The 16,823-nt window shown below is 37.9% G+C and carries 14 protein-coding genes; 8 read left to right on the forward strand and 6 right to left on the reverse strand.

The window, feature by feature from the left end:
• Positions 1-124 precede the first annotated feature (124 nt).
• Positions 125-1,312 carry a glycosyltransferase family 4 protein gene (locus tag CAL6303_RS02925; RefSeq protein ID WP_015196329.1) on the reverse strand — a complete coding sequence of 396 codons (1,188 nt, stop codon included), beginning with the start codon at positions 1,310-1,312 and terminating at the stop codon, positions 125-127.
• 39 nt (positions 1,313-1,351) lie between these two features.
• The gene (locus CAL6303_RS02930) at positions 1,352-2,620 is read right to left on the reverse strand and encodes a glycosyltransferase family 4 protein (protein WP_041740222.1); all 1,269 of its coding nucleotides are present in this window, start codon (positions 2,618-2,620) and stop codon (positions 1,352-1,354) included.
• A gap of 738 nt (positions 2,621-3,358) precedes the next feature.
• Between CAL6303_RS02930 and CAL6303_RS02935 the strand changes: the two genes are divergently transcribed.
• From CAL6303_RS02935 to CAL6303_RS02955, 5 genes are all read left to right on the forward strand, one after another.
• On the forward strand, positions 3,359-4,651 hold the full coding sequence (locus CAL6303_RS02935) for a pentapeptide repeat-containing protein (protein WP_015196331.1): 1,293 nt from the start codon (positions 3,359-3,361) through the stop codon (positions 4,649-4,651).
• Positions 4,652-5,702: 1,051 nt separating this feature from the next.
• The gene (locus tag CAL6303_RS02940; RefSeq protein WP_015196332.1) at positions 5,703-6,398 is read left to right on the forward strand and encodes an acyltransferase; all 696 of its coding nucleotides are present in this window, start codon (positions 5,703-5,705) and stop codon (positions 6,396-6,398) included.
• Positions 6,399-6,447: 49 nt separating this feature from the next.
• Positions 6,448-7,140, forward strand: coding sequence for an acyltransferase (locus CAL6303_RS02945; RefSeq protein WP_015196333.1), 693 nt, complete (start codon positions 6,448-6,450; stop codon positions 7,138-7,140).
• 61 nt (positions 7,141-7,201) lie between these two features.
• The gene (locus CAL6303_RS02950) at positions 7,202-7,483 is read left to right on the forward strand and encodes a hypothetical protein (protein ID WP_015196334.1); all 282 of its coding nucleotides are present in this window, start codon (positions 7,202-7,204) and stop codon (positions 7,481-7,483) included.
• Positions 7,484-7,575: 92 nt separating this feature from the next.
• The gene (locus CAL6303_RS02955; RefSeq protein WP_015196335.1) at positions 7,576-8,751 is read left to right on the forward strand and encodes an acyltransferase family protein; all 1,176 of its coding nucleotides are present in this window, start codon (positions 7,576-7,578) and stop codon (positions 8,749-8,751) included.
• A gap of 231 nt (positions 8,752-8,982) precedes the next feature.
• Here CAL6303_RS02955 and CAL6303_RS02960 read toward each other — a convergent pair whose 3' ends face one another.
• Together CAL6303_RS02960 and CAL6303_RS02965 are read right to left on the reverse strand one after the other, a co-directional pair.
• The gene (locus CAL6303_RS02960; protein ID WP_015196336.1) at positions 8,983-9,396 is read right to left on the reverse strand and encodes a hypothetical protein; all 414 of its coding nucleotides are present in this window, start codon (positions 9,394-9,396) and stop codon (positions 8,983-8,985) included.
• A gap of 37 nt (positions 9,397-9,433) precedes the next feature.
• On the reverse strand, positions 9,434-10,330 hold the full coding sequence (locus CAL6303_RS02965) for an ion channel (RefSeq protein WP_015196337.1): 897 nt from the start codon (positions 10,328-10,330) through the stop codon (positions 9,434-9,436).
• 584 nt (positions 10,331-10,914) lie between these two features.
• On the opposite strand from CAL6303_RS02965, the gene CAL6303_RS02970 reads away from it, so the two are divergent.
• The 3 genes from CAL6303_RS02970 (at position 10,915) to bioF (ending at position 13,561) form a co-directional block, all read left to right on the forward strand.
• Complete coding sequence (locus tag CAL6303_RS02970; protein ID WP_015196338.1) at positions 10,915-11,673, forward strand: sucrose-phosphate phosphatase; 759 nt, start codon at positions 10,915-10,917, stop codon at positions 11,671-11,673.
• Positions 11,673-12,302 carry a Holliday junction branch migration protein RuvA gene (gene ruvA, locus CAL6303_RS02975; RefSeq protein WP_015196339.1) on the forward strand — a complete coding sequence of 210 codons (630 nt, stop codon included), beginning with the start codon at positions 11,673-11,675 and terminating at the stop codon, positions 12,300-12,302. The genes CAL6303_RS02970 and ruvA overlap by 1 nt, the downstream gene beginning before the upstream one ends.
• A gap of 71 nt (positions 12,303-12,373) precedes the next feature.
• Complete coding sequence (gene bioF, locus CAL6303_RS02980) at positions 12,374-13,561, forward strand: 8-amino-7-oxononanoate synthase (RefSeq protein WP_015196340.1); 1,188 nt, start codon at positions 12,374-12,376, stop codon at positions 13,559-13,561.
• A gap of 1,397 nt (positions 13,562-14,958) precedes the next feature.
• On the opposite strand, the gene CAL6303_RS02985 is transcribed toward bioF, so the two are convergent.
• Both CAL6303_RS02985 and CAL6303_RS02990 read right to left on the reverse strand, forming a co-directional pair.
• Entirely contained in the window at positions 14,959-16,098 is a 1,140-nt protein-coding gene (locus tag CAL6303_RS02985; protein ID WP_015196342.1) for a sensor histidine kinase, read from the reverse strand.
• Complete coding sequence (locus tag CAL6303_RS02990; protein WP_015196343.1) at positions 16,099-16,815, reverse strand: response regulator transcription factor; 717 nt, start codon at positions 16,813-16,815, stop codon at positions 16,099-16,101.
• Positions 16,816-16,823: the final 8 nt, after the last annotated feature.

The raw sequence follows: 16,823 nt of genomic DNA on the forward strand, positions 1-16,823 counted from the left end.
AAAGAGGCAGTCACGATGAAAAAATTGTTTTCACCGTCAAGCATATAAGCAATTTTCCAGCTACTCACTACTCACCACTCACTCACAAGTCAGAAGGCAGAATTATTTATCTGTAAAACAACTACTAGGTTTTTGATTTTGGGGCTGAAATTTCCCGTGAATATGGGGCTTGGGTGTTACTTTGGGAAGTATTCAACAGATTTTTGTACAGTTGGAGATTTTTTAAAGTAATTGTCTGCCAGTTGTAATAGAGTTCGATATGTTTCTGAGCCTTATTCGCCATCACTTTCAACTCTTCGGGGTGACGAATTGCCCAATTGAGAGCATCAGCACAGGATGTTAAGTTTCCAGCTGCAAACATGACTCCCCTGTTTTCATCAAGCAATTGTTGGTGAGGATCAATATCACTAGCGACTACAGGAATACCCTCTTGCATTGCTTCTAACATTGCTAAAGGCAATCCTTCTAAATCTGAAGGTAAAACAAATAAGCCTGCATTCCGAATAATTTCGGCTTTCTTAGCTCCCCAAAGTTCTCCGGCAAAGGTGATTTCCGGATGCTTGGCAACCTGGTTTAAAAGTTCAGAAGTATATGATTTAGTGTCGCTAACACCGCCAACTAAAACCAATTTCCATCCTGATAGCTTGAGTTTAATAAAAGCATTAATCAGTAAGTCAGGACGTTTTTCAGGAACTAAGCGACCCAAAAACACCATATACTTTCCTGGCGTGAGTCCTAACTTTTTTCCATAGTTAAAATCCGGATCAGATTCCCCATAACTTCCTGGCGCATTAGGAATATAGATTGTCTTCTTCCCATAGGTAGATAAAAAGTAAGACTGGAGTGCTTCGGAGACTACAACTATCCCATCGGCATATTTAACTGCGGCTTTTTCTCCTTCATAGATAACTCGGCTAGAAAAGCGACCCCACTTATCCCGCTGCCAATCCAATCCTTGGCAGGTGGCGACTATTTTTGCAGAACTAGCCATTTTGGTTATGGAACTGAATAAGGATGGTCCCAAAGCATGAAAATGGATGATATCGTAGCGTTTCCCACTGGATAGGGTTGCAGCTAAGGCACTAGTCACGAAGGCATCTATACCTCGCATTGGTAAACTTGGTAGAGAAATCACTCTCACACCTTGATAATCGCTATTTGTAAATAAACTCTCATTTGTATAAGAACAGCGCGCAAACAAATCAACCTCATGACCTTCTGCCACCATCCGAGGATATACCTCAGCACAATAATGTTCAATTCCACCTTGCTTTGGTGGTAGACCTTTGACACCAATTACAGCTATTTTCATGGCATGTGAATGAGTAGGATTAAATTGGGTTGGGTGACTTCATCTTGAGACTTCAGTCGATAAATGATGTCTTAATTTCCAACGTTCAAACATCTGTCCATAGATATCTATTACTACTCGACTTGCTGCGTAGGAACTAGCAGTTTGGACACAAGCAGTCGCTGGATATTTTTCTGGATATTTCAAGATTTCTGTCAATGCCGAGGCAATAGTTTCCGGTGTATTTTGGGAACATACAATTCCGTTTTCTGTGGTTAAAAACTTGGGTGTTTCACCACAATTCGTTGTGACTACAGGTGTTCCGCTTGCTAATGCTTCCAGAACCACCAAGGGAAGACCTTCATATTTACTGGTCAGAACACAGGCATCACTCAGACGATGTAATTTTGCTACTTCCCCCATTGGTAAAGAGCCTAGCATTGTGATCTGCTGAGTTTGACCTAGCCGAGAAATTTCCGTTTTGATATCTGTTGCCAATTCCCCGTCACCGACAATTAATAGGTGAATATCAGGTTCATTGAGTGCCGCAAAACTCCGCACTAATAGCAAAGGATCTTTTTGAGGATGTAATCTTCCTGCAAAGAGGATAAAACGGGTGGTTTCGGGAAGTTTAAGTTGCTTTGCTAGTTCACATCTTTGAGCATTCCTTTCTTCCCTAGACAATGTATAAAATACACCATCATCAAACGTATTTCTAACATAGCCAATCCGTTCCGTCAAATCTGGGTAGCGCTGCTGGTAAAACTTTACCGCGTCACTGTTGCAGGAGAGAATTTGCTGAAATTGGGGTAGTAAATGTTTCTCCATGGCAAAGTATGCCGACGGAAATCTCCGCCATCCAATTGTAGCGCGATGCTCCGCTCCCCTGTAGGGTTTCCCAGAGGGTAGGGAGTGCTTATCACCATCGCTTTTGCCCAAAACTTGGGTTTGAATGTCGTTATGAACAAACAAAGTTTTCTCTCCTTGCCAACTCCGACTTGCGAAGGTGGGTTCTAACCGGTGAAAATGCATGAAATCTGAGGCAAAGTTGCACTTCATCAATGCAGCAGTATATTTCACTGTGGTGGGAATCAAACCCCGAATGTTGTCATTTTGGAGATTTATTAGTGGTAAGAAATTAATCTCCCTACCTGACAACTCCGCTTTTTGCCATTTTAAAGGGACATCATCAACACCTGTTCCCACTAATCTGACTTCAAATTCATCAGGAGCATACTTAATAAAGTTCCTGATTAAGGTTTGAATGCCCCCAATTGTACTGTGCCATGGATTGAACTGGTAAAAAATCGTTAGCACAGGTTTTTGTATCAATTTTTCTATCCTCCTCGGTTGAAGGTAAATAATAATTGGAAAATAGACTTAATCCCTGAAAGTTACTGTGATCTCGATCACAAAGTAACTCTTCCCTGATAACTCGAAAAACTTTTGATAAGGGTTGGTCTATTCATTTAAAACTAACCAGTACACACCAGCAAAAATTGGCTAATTATCCATATACATCCAAAATTTTGATATTTAAGCCTTTTTTATTCTGTGTTTTGGATTCTTAATTAGGATAAACTGCACTGTGTCTAAATGTTAATCTACCAGCTTACGTAGACTTTAGGTTAGCATTAAGTTGTAATAATATCAACATTACAGCGAGAGTATCTTTAATAACTAGTTAAATTATAATTATTGGTGTATTTTCCTACATTCACTTACTAAGTAAATAGGTTTGTACAGTTCGATATGTTTTTAGGAAAATAACTTTTTTAGACTGCATTATAGGGCGGTATGAGGCGGTTCAGATTTATGCAATTCCATCTTTCAGTAAGTATTAAATAAATAATTTAATACTTCTTATATACTTAAGTATGGGAAAGTCGAATATTCGTTAGTAGCAAATTAAAAACTAACCTTAAATCATAAAGTAAGTCGTATTAGCTACTATTTCCCCTTGTAAAAATAAGTTTTTTCACAGATATTTATATTGCGGGATAAATGGTATACTCATCTTCCCTATTGTCTCAGTAAAAATTCTGTGTTTTGAGGAATACTCTGGCTATGTCTGTAAATTCGACAGACGCTTTAAAAAATCGGTTGATGATGGTGAGCGCAATAGTTGCAATTTCACCAGCATTATTTTTTTTAGCATTTTCGCGCAACGAAAACTTAACGGCACGGGAGCGAATTGAATCCACAAAGGGTGCATTAGGTATAAGCGCGACATTCTTTTTGGGAATGGCTGTGATGGTGAATGCCTATTATCGGGCAAAGCAGGTAGAAGCTGCAAACCAAAACGCTAATGCATTAGCAGTCAATAACCAATTAACAAGGGAAAAACTGATCAGCGATCGCTTAATGACAGCAACCACCCAATTAGGTCACAATAACGTTGCAACCAGAACCGGAGCAATCTTTATCTTAGAACGGGTTGCACAGGAATCACCCCAGGAATATTGGACAGTGATGGAGATTATCACCGCTTTTGTGCGGGAAAATGCCGTCAATGCCGAAGCTAAAAGACTTCGCACCGATATTCAAGCAGCACTTACCGTTATTTCCCGTCGCAACTCCCAAAAAGACAAACCACACCAAAAACTAGATTTACGCAACACTGACATTCCCCGTGCAGACTTGCGTGGTGCTAATCTCCAACAAATGGACTTAAGGGGTGCTAATCTCTGCGGTGCAGATTTACGGGGGGCTGATCTTTGTCGCACCGACCTAGATAATAGTCAGTTAGTTGGTTCTATTCTTTACGAAGCTAATTTGCACCAAGCAAACCTGCGCGCTGCTAACTTAAGTACGGCTAATCTCAACCATGCTTGGATTTGTGCTGCAAACCTCCAATCTGCCAACCTAACTGGCGCCAGTTTGCGAGGTGCTAATTTATCTGGGGCAAACCTCTACAAAACCAACTTGACGGGGGTAAATCTCAAACTTGCCAATTTGACACGGGCAAAATTATTCCTTGCCAACCTCGAAGGTGCAAAGCTAGGAAAAGCAAATCTCTGCAACACAGGTTTAATTGGGGCAAACCTCAACGGGGCAAACCTCAACGGGGCAAATCTCCAGGGTGCTAACTTAAATGCAGCAAAACTCCAGCAATCAGAAGCATTTTTTGCTAACTTCACAACAGCCAGTTTACAGGAAGCTGATTTGAGAGGCGCAAATTTCATGGGTAGCAATATGCAAAAAAGTTTGTTGAATGCAGCTAATTTGGCTAATGCAAATTTGATGGGAACTAATTTATCAGGTGCAAATTTGTGTGATGTGATCTGGGATGGTGCCAATTTAACAGGTGTCAAAAATCTAGATTCTGATTTACAACAACTCCAAGTGGCAAGCAGATAAGTTAAAATTATGGGTTATCAAAATATTGCATCTACCAATTTTTGACCCCTGGAAGGCGTATACTTTGTATTAAAAAAAGCAACCGTAAATCTACATATTTTCATATAAATATCATAATTTTCCTCCCAGCTTTACACCTATTTCACAAAATATGTGATAAGTTGAGTTCAGTAGTACATTAAGGTTCCCCATTCACGTAGCGCAAAAGTATAGCAGTAAGAGTTAGCGAGTCCACCATGATTATATCGAAAAGCTCTGACAACTACATACAAAAAAGCCGCTACAGCAATAGAGGGAGCGCTTACTTGTTTGCGCCGATGGTAAACTTCAATGAATTGGCTGAAGTAGGCGAAACTCCACCATAGTATTTATTAATACACATACATAGTGTCAGCTTATACACGGGAATTGGAATTTATTCTTCTCGCATGTAGTTAATTATCAATACATTCTAGGGTAGCTCAGGTTTTTCTTAGCTATGTTTGCCCCATAAAATAAAAAAGCTCAGTTATGAGACTGGATATGGAATTAAGTTTCGATAAAATTCCCATATCATAATTGAATTTTCTAAAAATGGATCACCTGCTAATTAGTAAACTTAGTTATTTACGAATACGAGATTGATATAAGGAAAGACCTAACTAAACAAGTACAATTTGGCATAAATAAACTTATCTTCAGAAGTGACTAAAAAGCTAATTTGATAAGTGGTTCACCATCTGTATTTTTTACTTCTACTGATTGTATTAGTATGCTTCCAATGCTTCACTGTCTTAAAGCAATATAGGAACATAAAGAAGATAAGGTTAGAAAGTTTTTTCCTGATGAACTAAAGCTAGCTATCCTAACTAGTTAAGTTCAGACTCTGCGGTGAGAACTGATCCAGTAAAAGTGATTATTTTGATTTAGCAGCTATTAAAAAATATTTTTTGAAAATTCAAATCAAGTTAGCTTAACTCTTAATCATTATAGATTCCCCGTGTAGCCTTCATTAGAAGTCTTCATAGTCTATCTTCGTGAAAACTAATTCAATGATTAGAGGTATAAAAATATGCAATTTAAACGATTAAAAGAAGTAACCTTAACTACTTTTTTTGGTAATATTCCAACTCTTTTTTTTGGTGTAAAGTTACGAAATTTGATCTACAAGACTTTATTTAGACGAATAGGTAGGTCTGTATATATCCAAAATGGAGTCGATTTTATTGCCTGTGAATCGATTGAGATTGGCAATGGTGTCCACATTTTTAAAAATGCTCGTCTTGATGCAAAGGGAAATATCAATAATCAAATCATTATCGGGGATGGGGTTGCTCTGGAGCAAGGTGTAAACATTGGTGCTTTAAATGATACTTCTATCCACATAGATAACAATACATTCATTGGTAATAACGTTTGTATAGCTGGTCCTGGAAACCTGGTAATTGGCAAGAACTGCCTAATTGCAGCTAACTGTGGAATATTTGCCAATAACCATATATTTTCAGATCCAACAATTGCAATTGCTGCACAAGGGGTAACTCGTGTGGGAATTACCATTGAAGATGATTGCTGGTTAGGACATGCTGTCACTGTTCTAGATGGTGTCACTATCGGGAAAGGAAGTGTCATTGGTGCTGGTTCAGTTGTCACCAAAAATATTCCCCCTTACTCAGTTGCTATTGGAGTCCCAGCAAAAGTTATTAAAAAGCGCATAAATTCGGGAAAGGAAGTAAGTAATACTCAACGAAATTTGTTTGTTGTTTAAGGATATTCATCAAGCTAATTAAAACTGCATTCACCAGGGAATTTTTACTATGTTCAAGTTACAGCGCTTAATAACAATTGTTTTGACAACTTTACTAGCCTCTATACCTTCAAAAGCTATTGGTTCAAATTTAAGAACTTTACTATACCCTTTAGTTTTTCGTCGTATTGGAAAGCATGTATTTATCCAGGATGGAATTGAATTTATCAGTCCCGAAAATATAGAACTGGGTAATCATGTCAGATTACATCGAGGTACATATATTAATGCAAATGGAAATAAAAATAATCAAATCTACTTAGCAGATGGAGTGCAATTTGAACAAGGTGTGAATATTACAGCTTTAAACAACACTAAAATTCTGATTGATGAATCAACTTTTCTGGGTCCCTATGTTTGTATCGCAGGTCCTGGAAACATCAAAATTGGTAAGAATTGTTTAATAGCAGCTAACTGTGGAATATTTGCCAATAACCATATATTTTCAGATTTAACAGTAGATATTGCCGCACAAGACGTAACTCGTGAGGGAATTACTATTGAAGATGGTTGTTGGTTGGGACATGGTGTCACCATCCTTGATGGAGTAACTATTGGGAGAGGAAGCGTAATTGGTGCAGGTTCGGTTGTCACCAAAAATATCCCCCCTTATTCAGTTGCTGTGGGAGTCCCTGCAAAAGTTATTAAAAGTCGTAAAGGTGAAAAAACTCTCAACATCACACAAGAGCAAATCGTAACTTGATGAAACAGATTGTTGGAAAAAATAATATTTGAATCTGATTATTTCAATGGAGAACAAAGCTATGAATATATACTTTCCGGAATCAAGTAAGATTAGTCAATGGACAGAGTGGCATTTGACTACAAAAGGATGGCAACGAGGTTCTCAACTGCACGAATCGGATGATGAAATTAGGGAAATAGAGATTGCTTTAGATAGGGTTCTAACTTGTAGGTATCACGAAAACGTTACTATTAACTCTATCTGGATGCAGAAACATATTAATGAAATCTGGAAAGATTCGGATCAGAAAATAGTTGATGAGATGCTAGAAAAGTTTGGTGATTGTCCACAAATGCTCTAATTAAGCACATTCTCGCAACAACTGCATTCTCTAAATGTAATTGTTGCGAAAAATTAGATAAGTTGGGATGTATCTAATCCTTATAAATATAAATGAATAAATTTGAAAATAAACCTGTTTTAAATAGAATTCATCTGCAATATTTAGATGGATTGCGTGGACTTGCTGCATTGTATGTAGTGCTGGTTCATATTGAACCAGAGATAGGTTTAAAATTACCTTTATTCTGGTTTTGGTTTCAAAAAATTCTGAGATACGGTGCATTTGCTGTTGTAATTTTCATTGTTCTATCTGGTTACGTCTTAATGCTACCCGTATCACGTTCTCACGATGGTCATATTAACGGTAGCATCGGGGATTATCTCAAAAGGCGATCGCGTCGGATACTCCCCCCTTACTATGCGGCTTTAGCTTTGTCTCTACTAGTATCCTTGGGAGTATTTATACTGGAAAGATTTACTAGCTTCCAATGGAATGAAATAGCAGGTAAGGGGGCATTTTCCCCCAAATTTTCACTTATCGATGTTATTTCTCATCTACTACTGCTGCACAACCTGAGTCCTGAAACCTTGATGACTATCAATTCACCTATGTGGAGTGTAGCTACAGAGTGGCAAATCTACTTTATTTTTCCCTTGCTGCTGCTACCATTGTGGAGACGTTTTGGTCTACTAGCAGTTACAGTTGTATCCTTTATCATTGGATTACTACCTGTGTACTTACTCAATGGATTCCTAGAATCTGCTTCACCCTGGTTTCTGGGAATCTTTGCTTTGGGGATGGTTGCATCAGAAATTGGTTTCTCCCAAAAAAGTCAATTGGTAGCAATGAGGGATCATTTTCCTTGGGCTATACTAAGTATTTTATTTACACTCATTGCCTTCATTACTGAGTGGAGAACGCTGGGATTACATATCTGGATTGGTCAAAGTTTTCTAGGTTTGGCAGGTGGTTGCTTATTCATCTACTGTACCAAGTTTGTCATGGATACTAAAAAAATATCTTGGTTCCTGAATCTATTTGAACATCCATTAGCTGTTATCTTAGGAAAAATTTCGTATAGTTTATATCTTACCCACGGAGTTGTGCAAGTATTAATACGTTACTGTCTATTTAACTTCCAATTATCTGCTGGGCTATTTGCAACTGCATCCTATATATTAGGAACAATTGCCTCATTAGCTTTTGCTTATGTTTTTTACATCTATTTTGAAAGACCTTTTATCTCGGCTTTTGGGAAGAACTACCACAAAATTAGTTCTACTTAAAGTAGTTAAAATAGTTGCAAGTTATTAACCGAGAATCTATAGTTAAGTCCAATCATCCCGCATTTATGCAATGCCGGAAAGTTCCCAGTATATGCTTGGTGCGGGTAGGTATGTATCCAATGAAGTGGATTTTTAATTTTGCTAGACTAAGCGTAGACCTTCAAATATTAGTCCTACCTACTATTTTTTGTGCCTAGAATATATTTAGGACAAGTCTATTATATTTTATATCTAGTCAATCAACCATTGCTCAATTAAATACCACACCGATGTCATCCAGAAAATACTAAAAGTTATCAACCATAAACCAATTATTGACAAAAATCTTAACAACCAATGATTGTTATTCAGCGACCATTTACGGGTAAAAACTAAAGTAATATTAGTAGATACTAGTAATCCTAAAACATTAGCAGCAAAAAACCAATGTTTTTCACCTAAACCTTGTAACCAAGGTATTAATGAGCCTGCATTGCCACTATCGGATTGAAAACTGATATCTCTTAGTGGCGAAACTAAATAAGCAAAAGTTCCACACAAAGCAACTAAAAGCACTGAAAAGGCAAGACTAATAACCGATGAATACCTAATACGTTCAAAAAACACAACAAAGTCTCCTGAAATTCCTTGTTTTCCACTATTCATGCAATAACTTATACGCCAGGATAAGTAAACACTTGTATTACAAATCTTTAGAAGATGGAATGACATCATGAAAATGAGAATAATTAATGCAGCGTTTACCATCCCGCTGTTTGGATAAAATATCCACAAACTTCATATTCCACAGAATTTCTTCTGCAATAAAAGAATGACGTGCATGAATCGTTTGTGATACTGTTTCGTCGATTCCTGTCAAAGTTACTAAAATTTCCACTTCATTCTCAATTATCTTTTCTAAATTCATCCCATAAAGTGGACTGGCTTGATCAATTTGATGCATTACCATCCAAGAAAGAGCAAAAACTGGCGAATTGCTTCTCACTAAAGGCATGTCATAAAATCTTCGCATAATGTTACCTTCTTTCGATACTTCTGTACGCACTAAGGTTAGGCGAATTTGGGCTTCTAAAATCCAGTTTTGGCGTTCATTTCCCACACGAAATATCAAACTCTCCACACCATCATAGGGAGTAATGACCGCGACATTGCTAAACATTACCCGTGCTTTTGGTAAAGATATTCTGGCAAACATCAAACCAGTTGCCATAGCCAGTCCCAATAACCCTAATAATGATTCAATAGTTACTAAAAAATTGGCATAATAGGTTTTAGGATACATTGCTCCATAACCAATTGATGCCATTGTTTGTACACTGAAGAAAAAGGCATCAAAAAAGTTTCCTGGTTTAGCATTTTCAATCCCGTCTCCCCCACAGAGATAAGCTAGTGCAAATAAAGCATTAGCAACCAAGTATCCGCAAGTGATCAGTAAAATAAACTTATGCCATTGTATTCGGATAAGCACATGATACAAATCCCCCCAGTAGGAACTTGGTAAACCTTTCCGAACAACATTAAAGCCTCCATCAGGACGAACGATTCGGTTTGTCGTGACTTGACGAGATTTGATGAACATCTGTTTCAACTCTGTTTGTTTGTAATTTAGTTGCCATATTGGGTAATTATATACAGATGAGTTGAAATTCTTATAAGGTTATGAGTTGTTGTTTTTAAATAATTGATCTTGTAGACTTGCAAAATTTGTTAGCCAGGATTATTTCGCAGCAGAAAGTGTCATTAACATTTGCAAATACAACTGATAAACGTTTGCTGAATCTTGTTGCAACCATGACACCAAAAAATGTTTTGTAAACTTCTTCACTACTGAAGAGTACCTTCATCAAATTGGCGATGAATACCTTAGCAATCAAGTTTTGGGCATGTCAGCTGCTACTAAAGAACATAAACTTATAGCCGGGAGTCTTTGCTTAGGTTTGCGAAGCTTGCGCGACGTAAGTCGTTCACATTTACGATGTAATACCTATAGCGTTTTCATAGCTGATCTGAAAATGAGAATACAGTTAGCCAATAAAAAAAAGTATATTTTATGATCTCGATGTCACCATCAGATGCGACCCCAACGAAACCTACAGATTTTGATAAATTCCGCCTCAAAACAACATAAACTTTTGGTGTTGAACTAGGAGATAGGAGATTAACATGTCCAAGTTTATGTTTGTAACCGATTTAGACAACACACTTGTCAATCACAACACGAGCAATGATCATGATTTGAAGATACTCAATCAACAACTCACCCACTACCGCACCGAGTTTGGAGCCAAAATTGTTTATGCCACTGGTCGTTCACCTAAGTTATACAGCGAGTTGGCAGCAGAAAAACAGCTAATTACACCGGACGCTCTAGTTCTTTCTGTTGGTACGGAGATTTATCTAGATGGTGATAATACTCCAGATAAATCTTGGGCTGAAATTTTACAAACTGGCTGGAATCGAGAAAAGGTGATACAAATAACTAGTGGAATTGCTGAGTTAAAACCGCAACCAGATTCTGAGCAGAGAGCATTTAAGGTAAGTTTTTTCTTGGAAAAAGGGGATTCTGAAAAAATTTTGCAAAAACTTGATACAGAGTTGCAAAAATGTGGTTTAAATATAAAGTTAATCTACAGTAGCGAAATTGACCTTGATATTATACCTCAAAACAGCGACAAAGGTCAGGCGATGAAGTTTCTACGTCAACAGTGGAAATTTGTAGCTGAACAAACAGTTGTCTGTGGCGATTCTGGTAATGATATTGCTCTATTCACATCTGGAGATGAACGAGGAATAATTGTGGGCAATGCTCGTCCAGAATTACTTGAGTGGCACAATGAAAATCCTACTGAAAACCGTTACCTGGCGAAGAATATTTGTTCAGCAGGAATTTTGGAAGGTTTGAAACATTTTGGTTTCTTATAATGATTAGTTATCTTAAAGGAATTATTGCTGGGATTCAAAGTAGTGGTAATCGTCATACCCTCACCTTGGAAGTGAACGGTATGGGTTATGATTTGCAGGTTCCCGGAAAGTTGGCAACACATTTACCTGGTTCTGGGGAAACTGTCCAAGTTTTTACCCATTACCAAGTTCGTGAGGAAATTCCCCTTTTATACGGTTTTGGCTCACCTTCGGAACGAGACTTATTTCGGCACCTTTTGGCTGTTAGTGGCATTGGTGCAGCTTTAGCGATCGCATTACTGGATACGCTGGAGGTACCGGAGTTAGTACAGGCAATTGTCACAAACAATGTGCAATTACTGATCCAAGCACCAGGAGTCGGCAAGAAGACGGGTGAACGCATCTGTTTGGAACTGAAGAGTAAACTTATTGAATGGCGCAAAACAGCGGGGTTCTTCGTCGCTACAGGTGGTCCTGCACCTGGTATCCTAGATGAAGTTCAAAGTACCCTCTTAGCTTTAGGCTACACCGCTAGTGAAGTTAGTCACGCTCTACATTATGTCAGCGAGGATATTGGTTTACCTAAAGATGCTTATGTAGAGGATTGGATTCGCCAATCTATCGCTCACCTGAGTAGCACTGAGGTTTAAGGTATGTGAAAATTTTGAGTGATTTCACTACTTTCAACACTGACTTGAATTTTATTTAATTCCCCAACACCTTGACTAAAATTCTTAACTCCAAAAACCCCTATAGTTGGCTCGAAAGTTCCCTAACCACTATTCACCGTGCAGATTGGTATCGTTCGGTACAATCTGTACAGGGGATGGCGGGAGCAACAGTATTATTAGATGGACGTGAGGTAATTAATTTTGCCAGTAACGATTACTTGGGATTGGCAAGTGATCAACGCTTAATTGCCGCAGCAGTCAAAGCAACCGAAGAACTAGGTACAGGTAGTACAGGTTCACGGTTACTAAGTGGACATCGAGAATTGCACCGAGAATTAGAAAATGCGATCGCATCTTGGAAACAAACCCCAGATGCTGTTATTTTTAGCTCTGGTTATCTAGCTAATATTGGCACCATCTCAGCTTTGGTGGGTAAACGTGATTTGGTACTATCTGATCAGTACAACCACTCAAGTCTCAAAAATGGCGCAATTCTTAGCGGCGCAAACATCATAGAGTATTCTCACTGTGATGTTCAAGATTTACGCAAACACCTCTACCAACAACGTCATCTCTATCGTCGTAGCCTAATTATTACCGATAGCGTCTTTAGCATGGATGGCGATTTATGTCCTCTGCCCGCATTACTAGATATAGCCACAGAATTTGACTGTATGCTATTGCTGGATGAGGCACATGGCACGGGAGTGTTAGGAAATAATGGAACAGGTTGTGTTGAGTATTGGGGCTGCACGGGTAGGGAACTAATTCAAATGGGTACCCTTAGTAAAGCCTTAGGTAGTTTAGGAGGCTATGTAACTGGAAGTCTCTCCCTCATTGACTTCCTCCGCAACCGTGCTTCCAGTTGGATTTATACTACTGCCCTTTCCCCAGCAAATACAGCAGCAGCCTTAACGGCAATTGGCATAATTCAACAAGAACCCCAACGTCGAGAACAACTTTGGCATCACGTCTGCTATCTCAAAGAAACAATTCAACAACGTCTGCCAAATTTACAACTATTACCTTCTGAATCTCCCATACTTTGTTTCCAACTCAAAAACGCTACAGAAGCCCTAAAAGTTGGGGAATATTTGAAAGATTCAGGCATTTTCGCGCCTGCAATTCGTCCACCCACAGTACCCACAAGCCGTATTCGCATCTCTGTAATGGCAACACACGAAAAAGCACATTTGCATCGTTTACTGGATGTTTTAGAGCAAGTTAACAATAAGTAATTAGTAGCCATCATCAACTAAAGCACACCAAAACAAACGAAAAGCTGTTAGGTGCTAGGGATTTTTATTATTCCCTACTCGCTACTCAGTTTTTCCAATCAGGTGGGTGGACAAACTATCTGAGAAAGGTTAAAAATTAGGAATCTAAGTACGAAACTAGGGAACAAACAAATAAGCAAACAATAAGTTTTACCACTTAAGTCAAAGGTAACTTAGTGATATAGATAGACAAACTCACAGCAACCACAGCAGCTAAGACAGGAGCGACTGTTTCCAATTGTAATCTTCGTGTTTTGAATATTTCCAGCAAGGATGCGGGAACCACAAATGGCCAGAAAACCGTAGTGACGCAAAGCATGACGAAAGATAGAAAAGTGTCTTCCACTGAATAGCTAGGGTGACGTAGAGAGAATCTAAGCCAGTTTAGGAAAAAATAACTAGTCATTAGTAAATAACTAACAACCATTATCATCTGAAATTTATTCACCGTTGATACTCCTTCAACAATCAGAAATTCATTTAACTGAATTATTCTTTTCAATTGCACCCTGTCTTAAGCGTAAGTCTCTAGTATTACATTTGTGAGATTTACTATTTACAAAGGTAATACTCGCATAAACTATACACCATATCTTGTATATAAAAATAGTAATAGAATCCTCTAGATGAATAAATCAGTACATACACTTATTTTGTTATTTTGATAATTTACGTAAATAAATTAGTTTTTATACTAGAACTAACGGTATCCATTTACGCATATTTTTAATAACTTTAAAACTACACATACCAAATAACTAATAAAACTGTATAACTAATGCTCATGGCTTATTTGGCAAGGGTTTCAAAGATTTTTACAGTTTTAATAAATATAAACAAACTCAAAAAAATGACTTTGATTTATTTTACTCTGCTCAGTAAATTTCCTTGATATTGAAAAAAAATCAGTATTTTTTCAACTTAAAGAGTATTTTAAATTACTATTTTATGTACTTACTGTAATTATCTAGTAGATTTACGTCAGGATTTGTATATTTGAAAACTTTTGCCTCATATTGTTCATCGGAGCTTTAAGCTTATATGAACATTATAAATATTAAATTCATCACTCGATGAAGATAAAAATATAAATAGGGCTTACTACTTTATGTAAAATGAGAAAATTATTGCTATGAGAGCATTAAACCTCTTGCATCATGAAAACTGGAGTTTTGTCATTGCCTAGACGCGCAGCGGCTTCCCGGAGAGTCGGAAGGTAGGCTGTTGATTTTGTGCTTTTTTAGAGGTTCAATTTTCACTCAACATCTTTGCTCTAACTTGTTCCTTGTCTCCGGCAGCGAATAGATATCTGGGGAGGTAGCGCACCACTGAAAGTTGAATCAGTCAAATTTGGGTTCCTAAAGTAAAAGTAAGCAGAAACGAAATGTAGTGCCGACACCTAACTGACTCTCAACCTCTATTTGCCCACCCTGTAATTCAACTAAGCGGCGAGAAATTGATAAACCGACACCGCTACCACCAGAATGACGATATTCTCCCACACTTGCTGTGCGAACGCGAGATTTGTCAGCACGCCAAAAACGCTCAAAAACATGGGGCAAATCCTCTGATGCAATTCCAATACCTGTATCTGTAACTGCAATCCATAAACGGGAACCTTCAACCGAAACCCGAATCACAATGGAACCCTCGAAAGTATAATGTATTGCGTTACCAATTAAATTAACTAATACTTGTTCTGTACGATCAATATCTGCCATTACCAATGGTAAATTTGCCGAAGACTCTAAATACAGCGATGGTCCATCTTCTAATAATTGGTCGCTGAATTTTTGTACTAATGCTTCTAACAATGAATATATATCTACCGCTTGTAGGTTAATCGGCAAATAACCAGCTTCTGCTTTTGAAAGTTCCTGTACATCATTTACCAAACGTTCCAAACGCTTATTTTCCCTAATTAATTGCTGGTATATCTGCATAGATGGCTCAATTTGCCCATCTGCTAATTCTTCCAAATATCCCCTAATAACAGTTAACGGCGTTCTCAGTTCGTGAGTCATATCGCCGATTAATTCCCTTCTTCGTGCTTCAACACCCTCCAAGCTATCTGCCATCCGATTAAAACTAATCCCCAAACGATTAAATTCAGGGATATCGGAAACAGGCAATCGTGCATCAAACTGTCCAGCTGCAAACTTTTGTGTAATTTCCTCCATCTGAGTTAACCGATGCATAATCCGTTGTGACACCCAGTAACTTAAACCTCCAGCAGCAGTTGTACCAGCTAAAACTGACCAAAAAGTACTACGTTGCCAAGCCAATTCAAAACCATCTACTAATTGTCTACGCACATAATATAAATTTAAGCCTTCACTTTGTAAGCGTTCCAGGTGTAAAATAAAAAAGCGAGGAGAATAAATCTTGCTAGTAATTACAACACTGGTTAATCCTAGGAACATTACAACTAAGTGTGATAAAAATAAACGAGAAGCTAAAGGTAAAGATTTTGTTTGAGAATAATTTTTGCTTTTCATTTAAGAGATTGGTAAATCTTCAAACTTATAGCCAATACCGACTACAGTTTTAATATAGATGGGGTTAGTGGGATCTGGCTCAATTTTTTTTCTCAAACGAGCAATATGTGTATCTACAACTCGTTCATCACCAAAAAAGTTATCACCCCAAAGTTTATCAATTAACTGGCTGCGATTCCAAACACGACTAGGATTACTCACAAATGTGCTTAGTAAGTTAAATTCAAGTGTTGTTAAATCCAGTTCTTCTATTGCTTGAGAATCAGTTTGCCGACTAGCTGTATGTCGCTCTAAATCAATCACAAAATTTCGAGTTCGATAGGTATTACCGTTATTTTGTCCTCCTTGTCGTAAGTTTCGCCTCAATAGCGCTCTAACCCTTGCCACCAGTTCTCTGGGACTAAATGGTTTTACCATATAATCATCAGCGCCTGTAGATAAACCAATTACGCGGTCAATTTCTTCCCCCTTTGCAGTTAACATCAAAATGTAAGGATCTTTGATACCGGGCTTTTGACGAATCCTAGCACAAACTTCCAAACCATCGAGATGGGGAATCATCAAATCCAAAATAATTAAATCAGGTGCTTGTTCTTGAAATATTTGTAAGGCATTATTTCCATCACGACTGATTCGACAATTGAATCCTTCCTTTTCTAAAGTTATTTGAATTAGTTGGGCAATTTCAGCTTCATCCTCGACAATTAATATATCCATAAAATTCC

Source organism: Calothrix sp. PCC 6303, from assembly GCF_000317435.1.
Lineage (GTDB): Bacteria > Cyanobacteriota > Cyanobacteriia > Cyanobacteriales > Nostocaceae > PCC-6303.

Bases quoted from the DNA above. Each gene is read 5' to 3' on its own strand.
- CAL6303_RS02955 (WP_015196335.1), top strand. From the start codon at position 7,576: ATGAATAAATTTGAAAATAAACCTGTTTTAAATAGAATTCATCTGCAA.
- ruvA (WP_015196339.1), top strand. From the start codon at position 11,673: ATGATTAGTTATCTTAAAGGAATTATTGCTGGGATTCAAAGTAGTGGT.
- CAL6303_RS02970 (WP_015196338.1), top strand. From the start codon at position 10,915: ATGTCCAAGTTTATGTTTGTAACCGATTTAGACAACACACTTGTCAAT.
- CAL6303_RS02985 (WP_015196342.1), bottom strand. From the start codon at position 16,098: ATGAAAAGCAAAAATTATTCTCAAACAAAATCTTTACCTTTAGCTTCT.
- CAL6303_RS02965 (WP_015196337.1), bottom strand. From the start codon at position 10,330: ATGTTCATCAAATCTCGTCAAGTCACGACAAACCGAATCGTTCGTCCT.
- CAL6303_RS02935 (WP_015196331.1), top strand. From the start codon at position 3,359: ATGTCTGTAAATTCGACAGACGCTTTAAAAAATCGGTTGATGATGGTG.
- CAL6303_RS02990 (WP_015196343.1), bottom strand. From the start codon at position 16,815: ATGGATATATTAATTGTCGAGGATGAAGCTGAAATTGCCCAACTAATT.
- CAL6303_RS02960 (WP_015196336.1), bottom strand. From the start codon at position 9,396: ATGAATAGTGGAAAACAAGGAATTTCAGGAGACTTTGTTGTGTTTTTT.
- CAL6303_RS02925 (WP_015196329.1), bottom strand. From the start codon at position 1,312: ATGAAAATAGCTGTAATTGGTGTCAAAGGTCTACCACCAAAGCAAGGT.
- CAL6303_RS02940 (WP_015196332.1), top strand. From the start codon at position 5,703: ATGCAATTTAAACGATTAAAAGAAGTAACCTTAACTACTTTTTTTGGT.
- CAL6303_RS02945 (WP_015196333.1), top strand. From the start codon at position 6,448: ATGTTCAAGTTACAGCGCTTAATAACAATTGTTTTGACAACTTTACTA.
- CAL6303_RS02950 (WP_015196334.1), top strand. From the start codon at position 7,202: ATGAATATATACTTTCCGGAATCAAGTAAGATTAGTCAATGGACAGAG.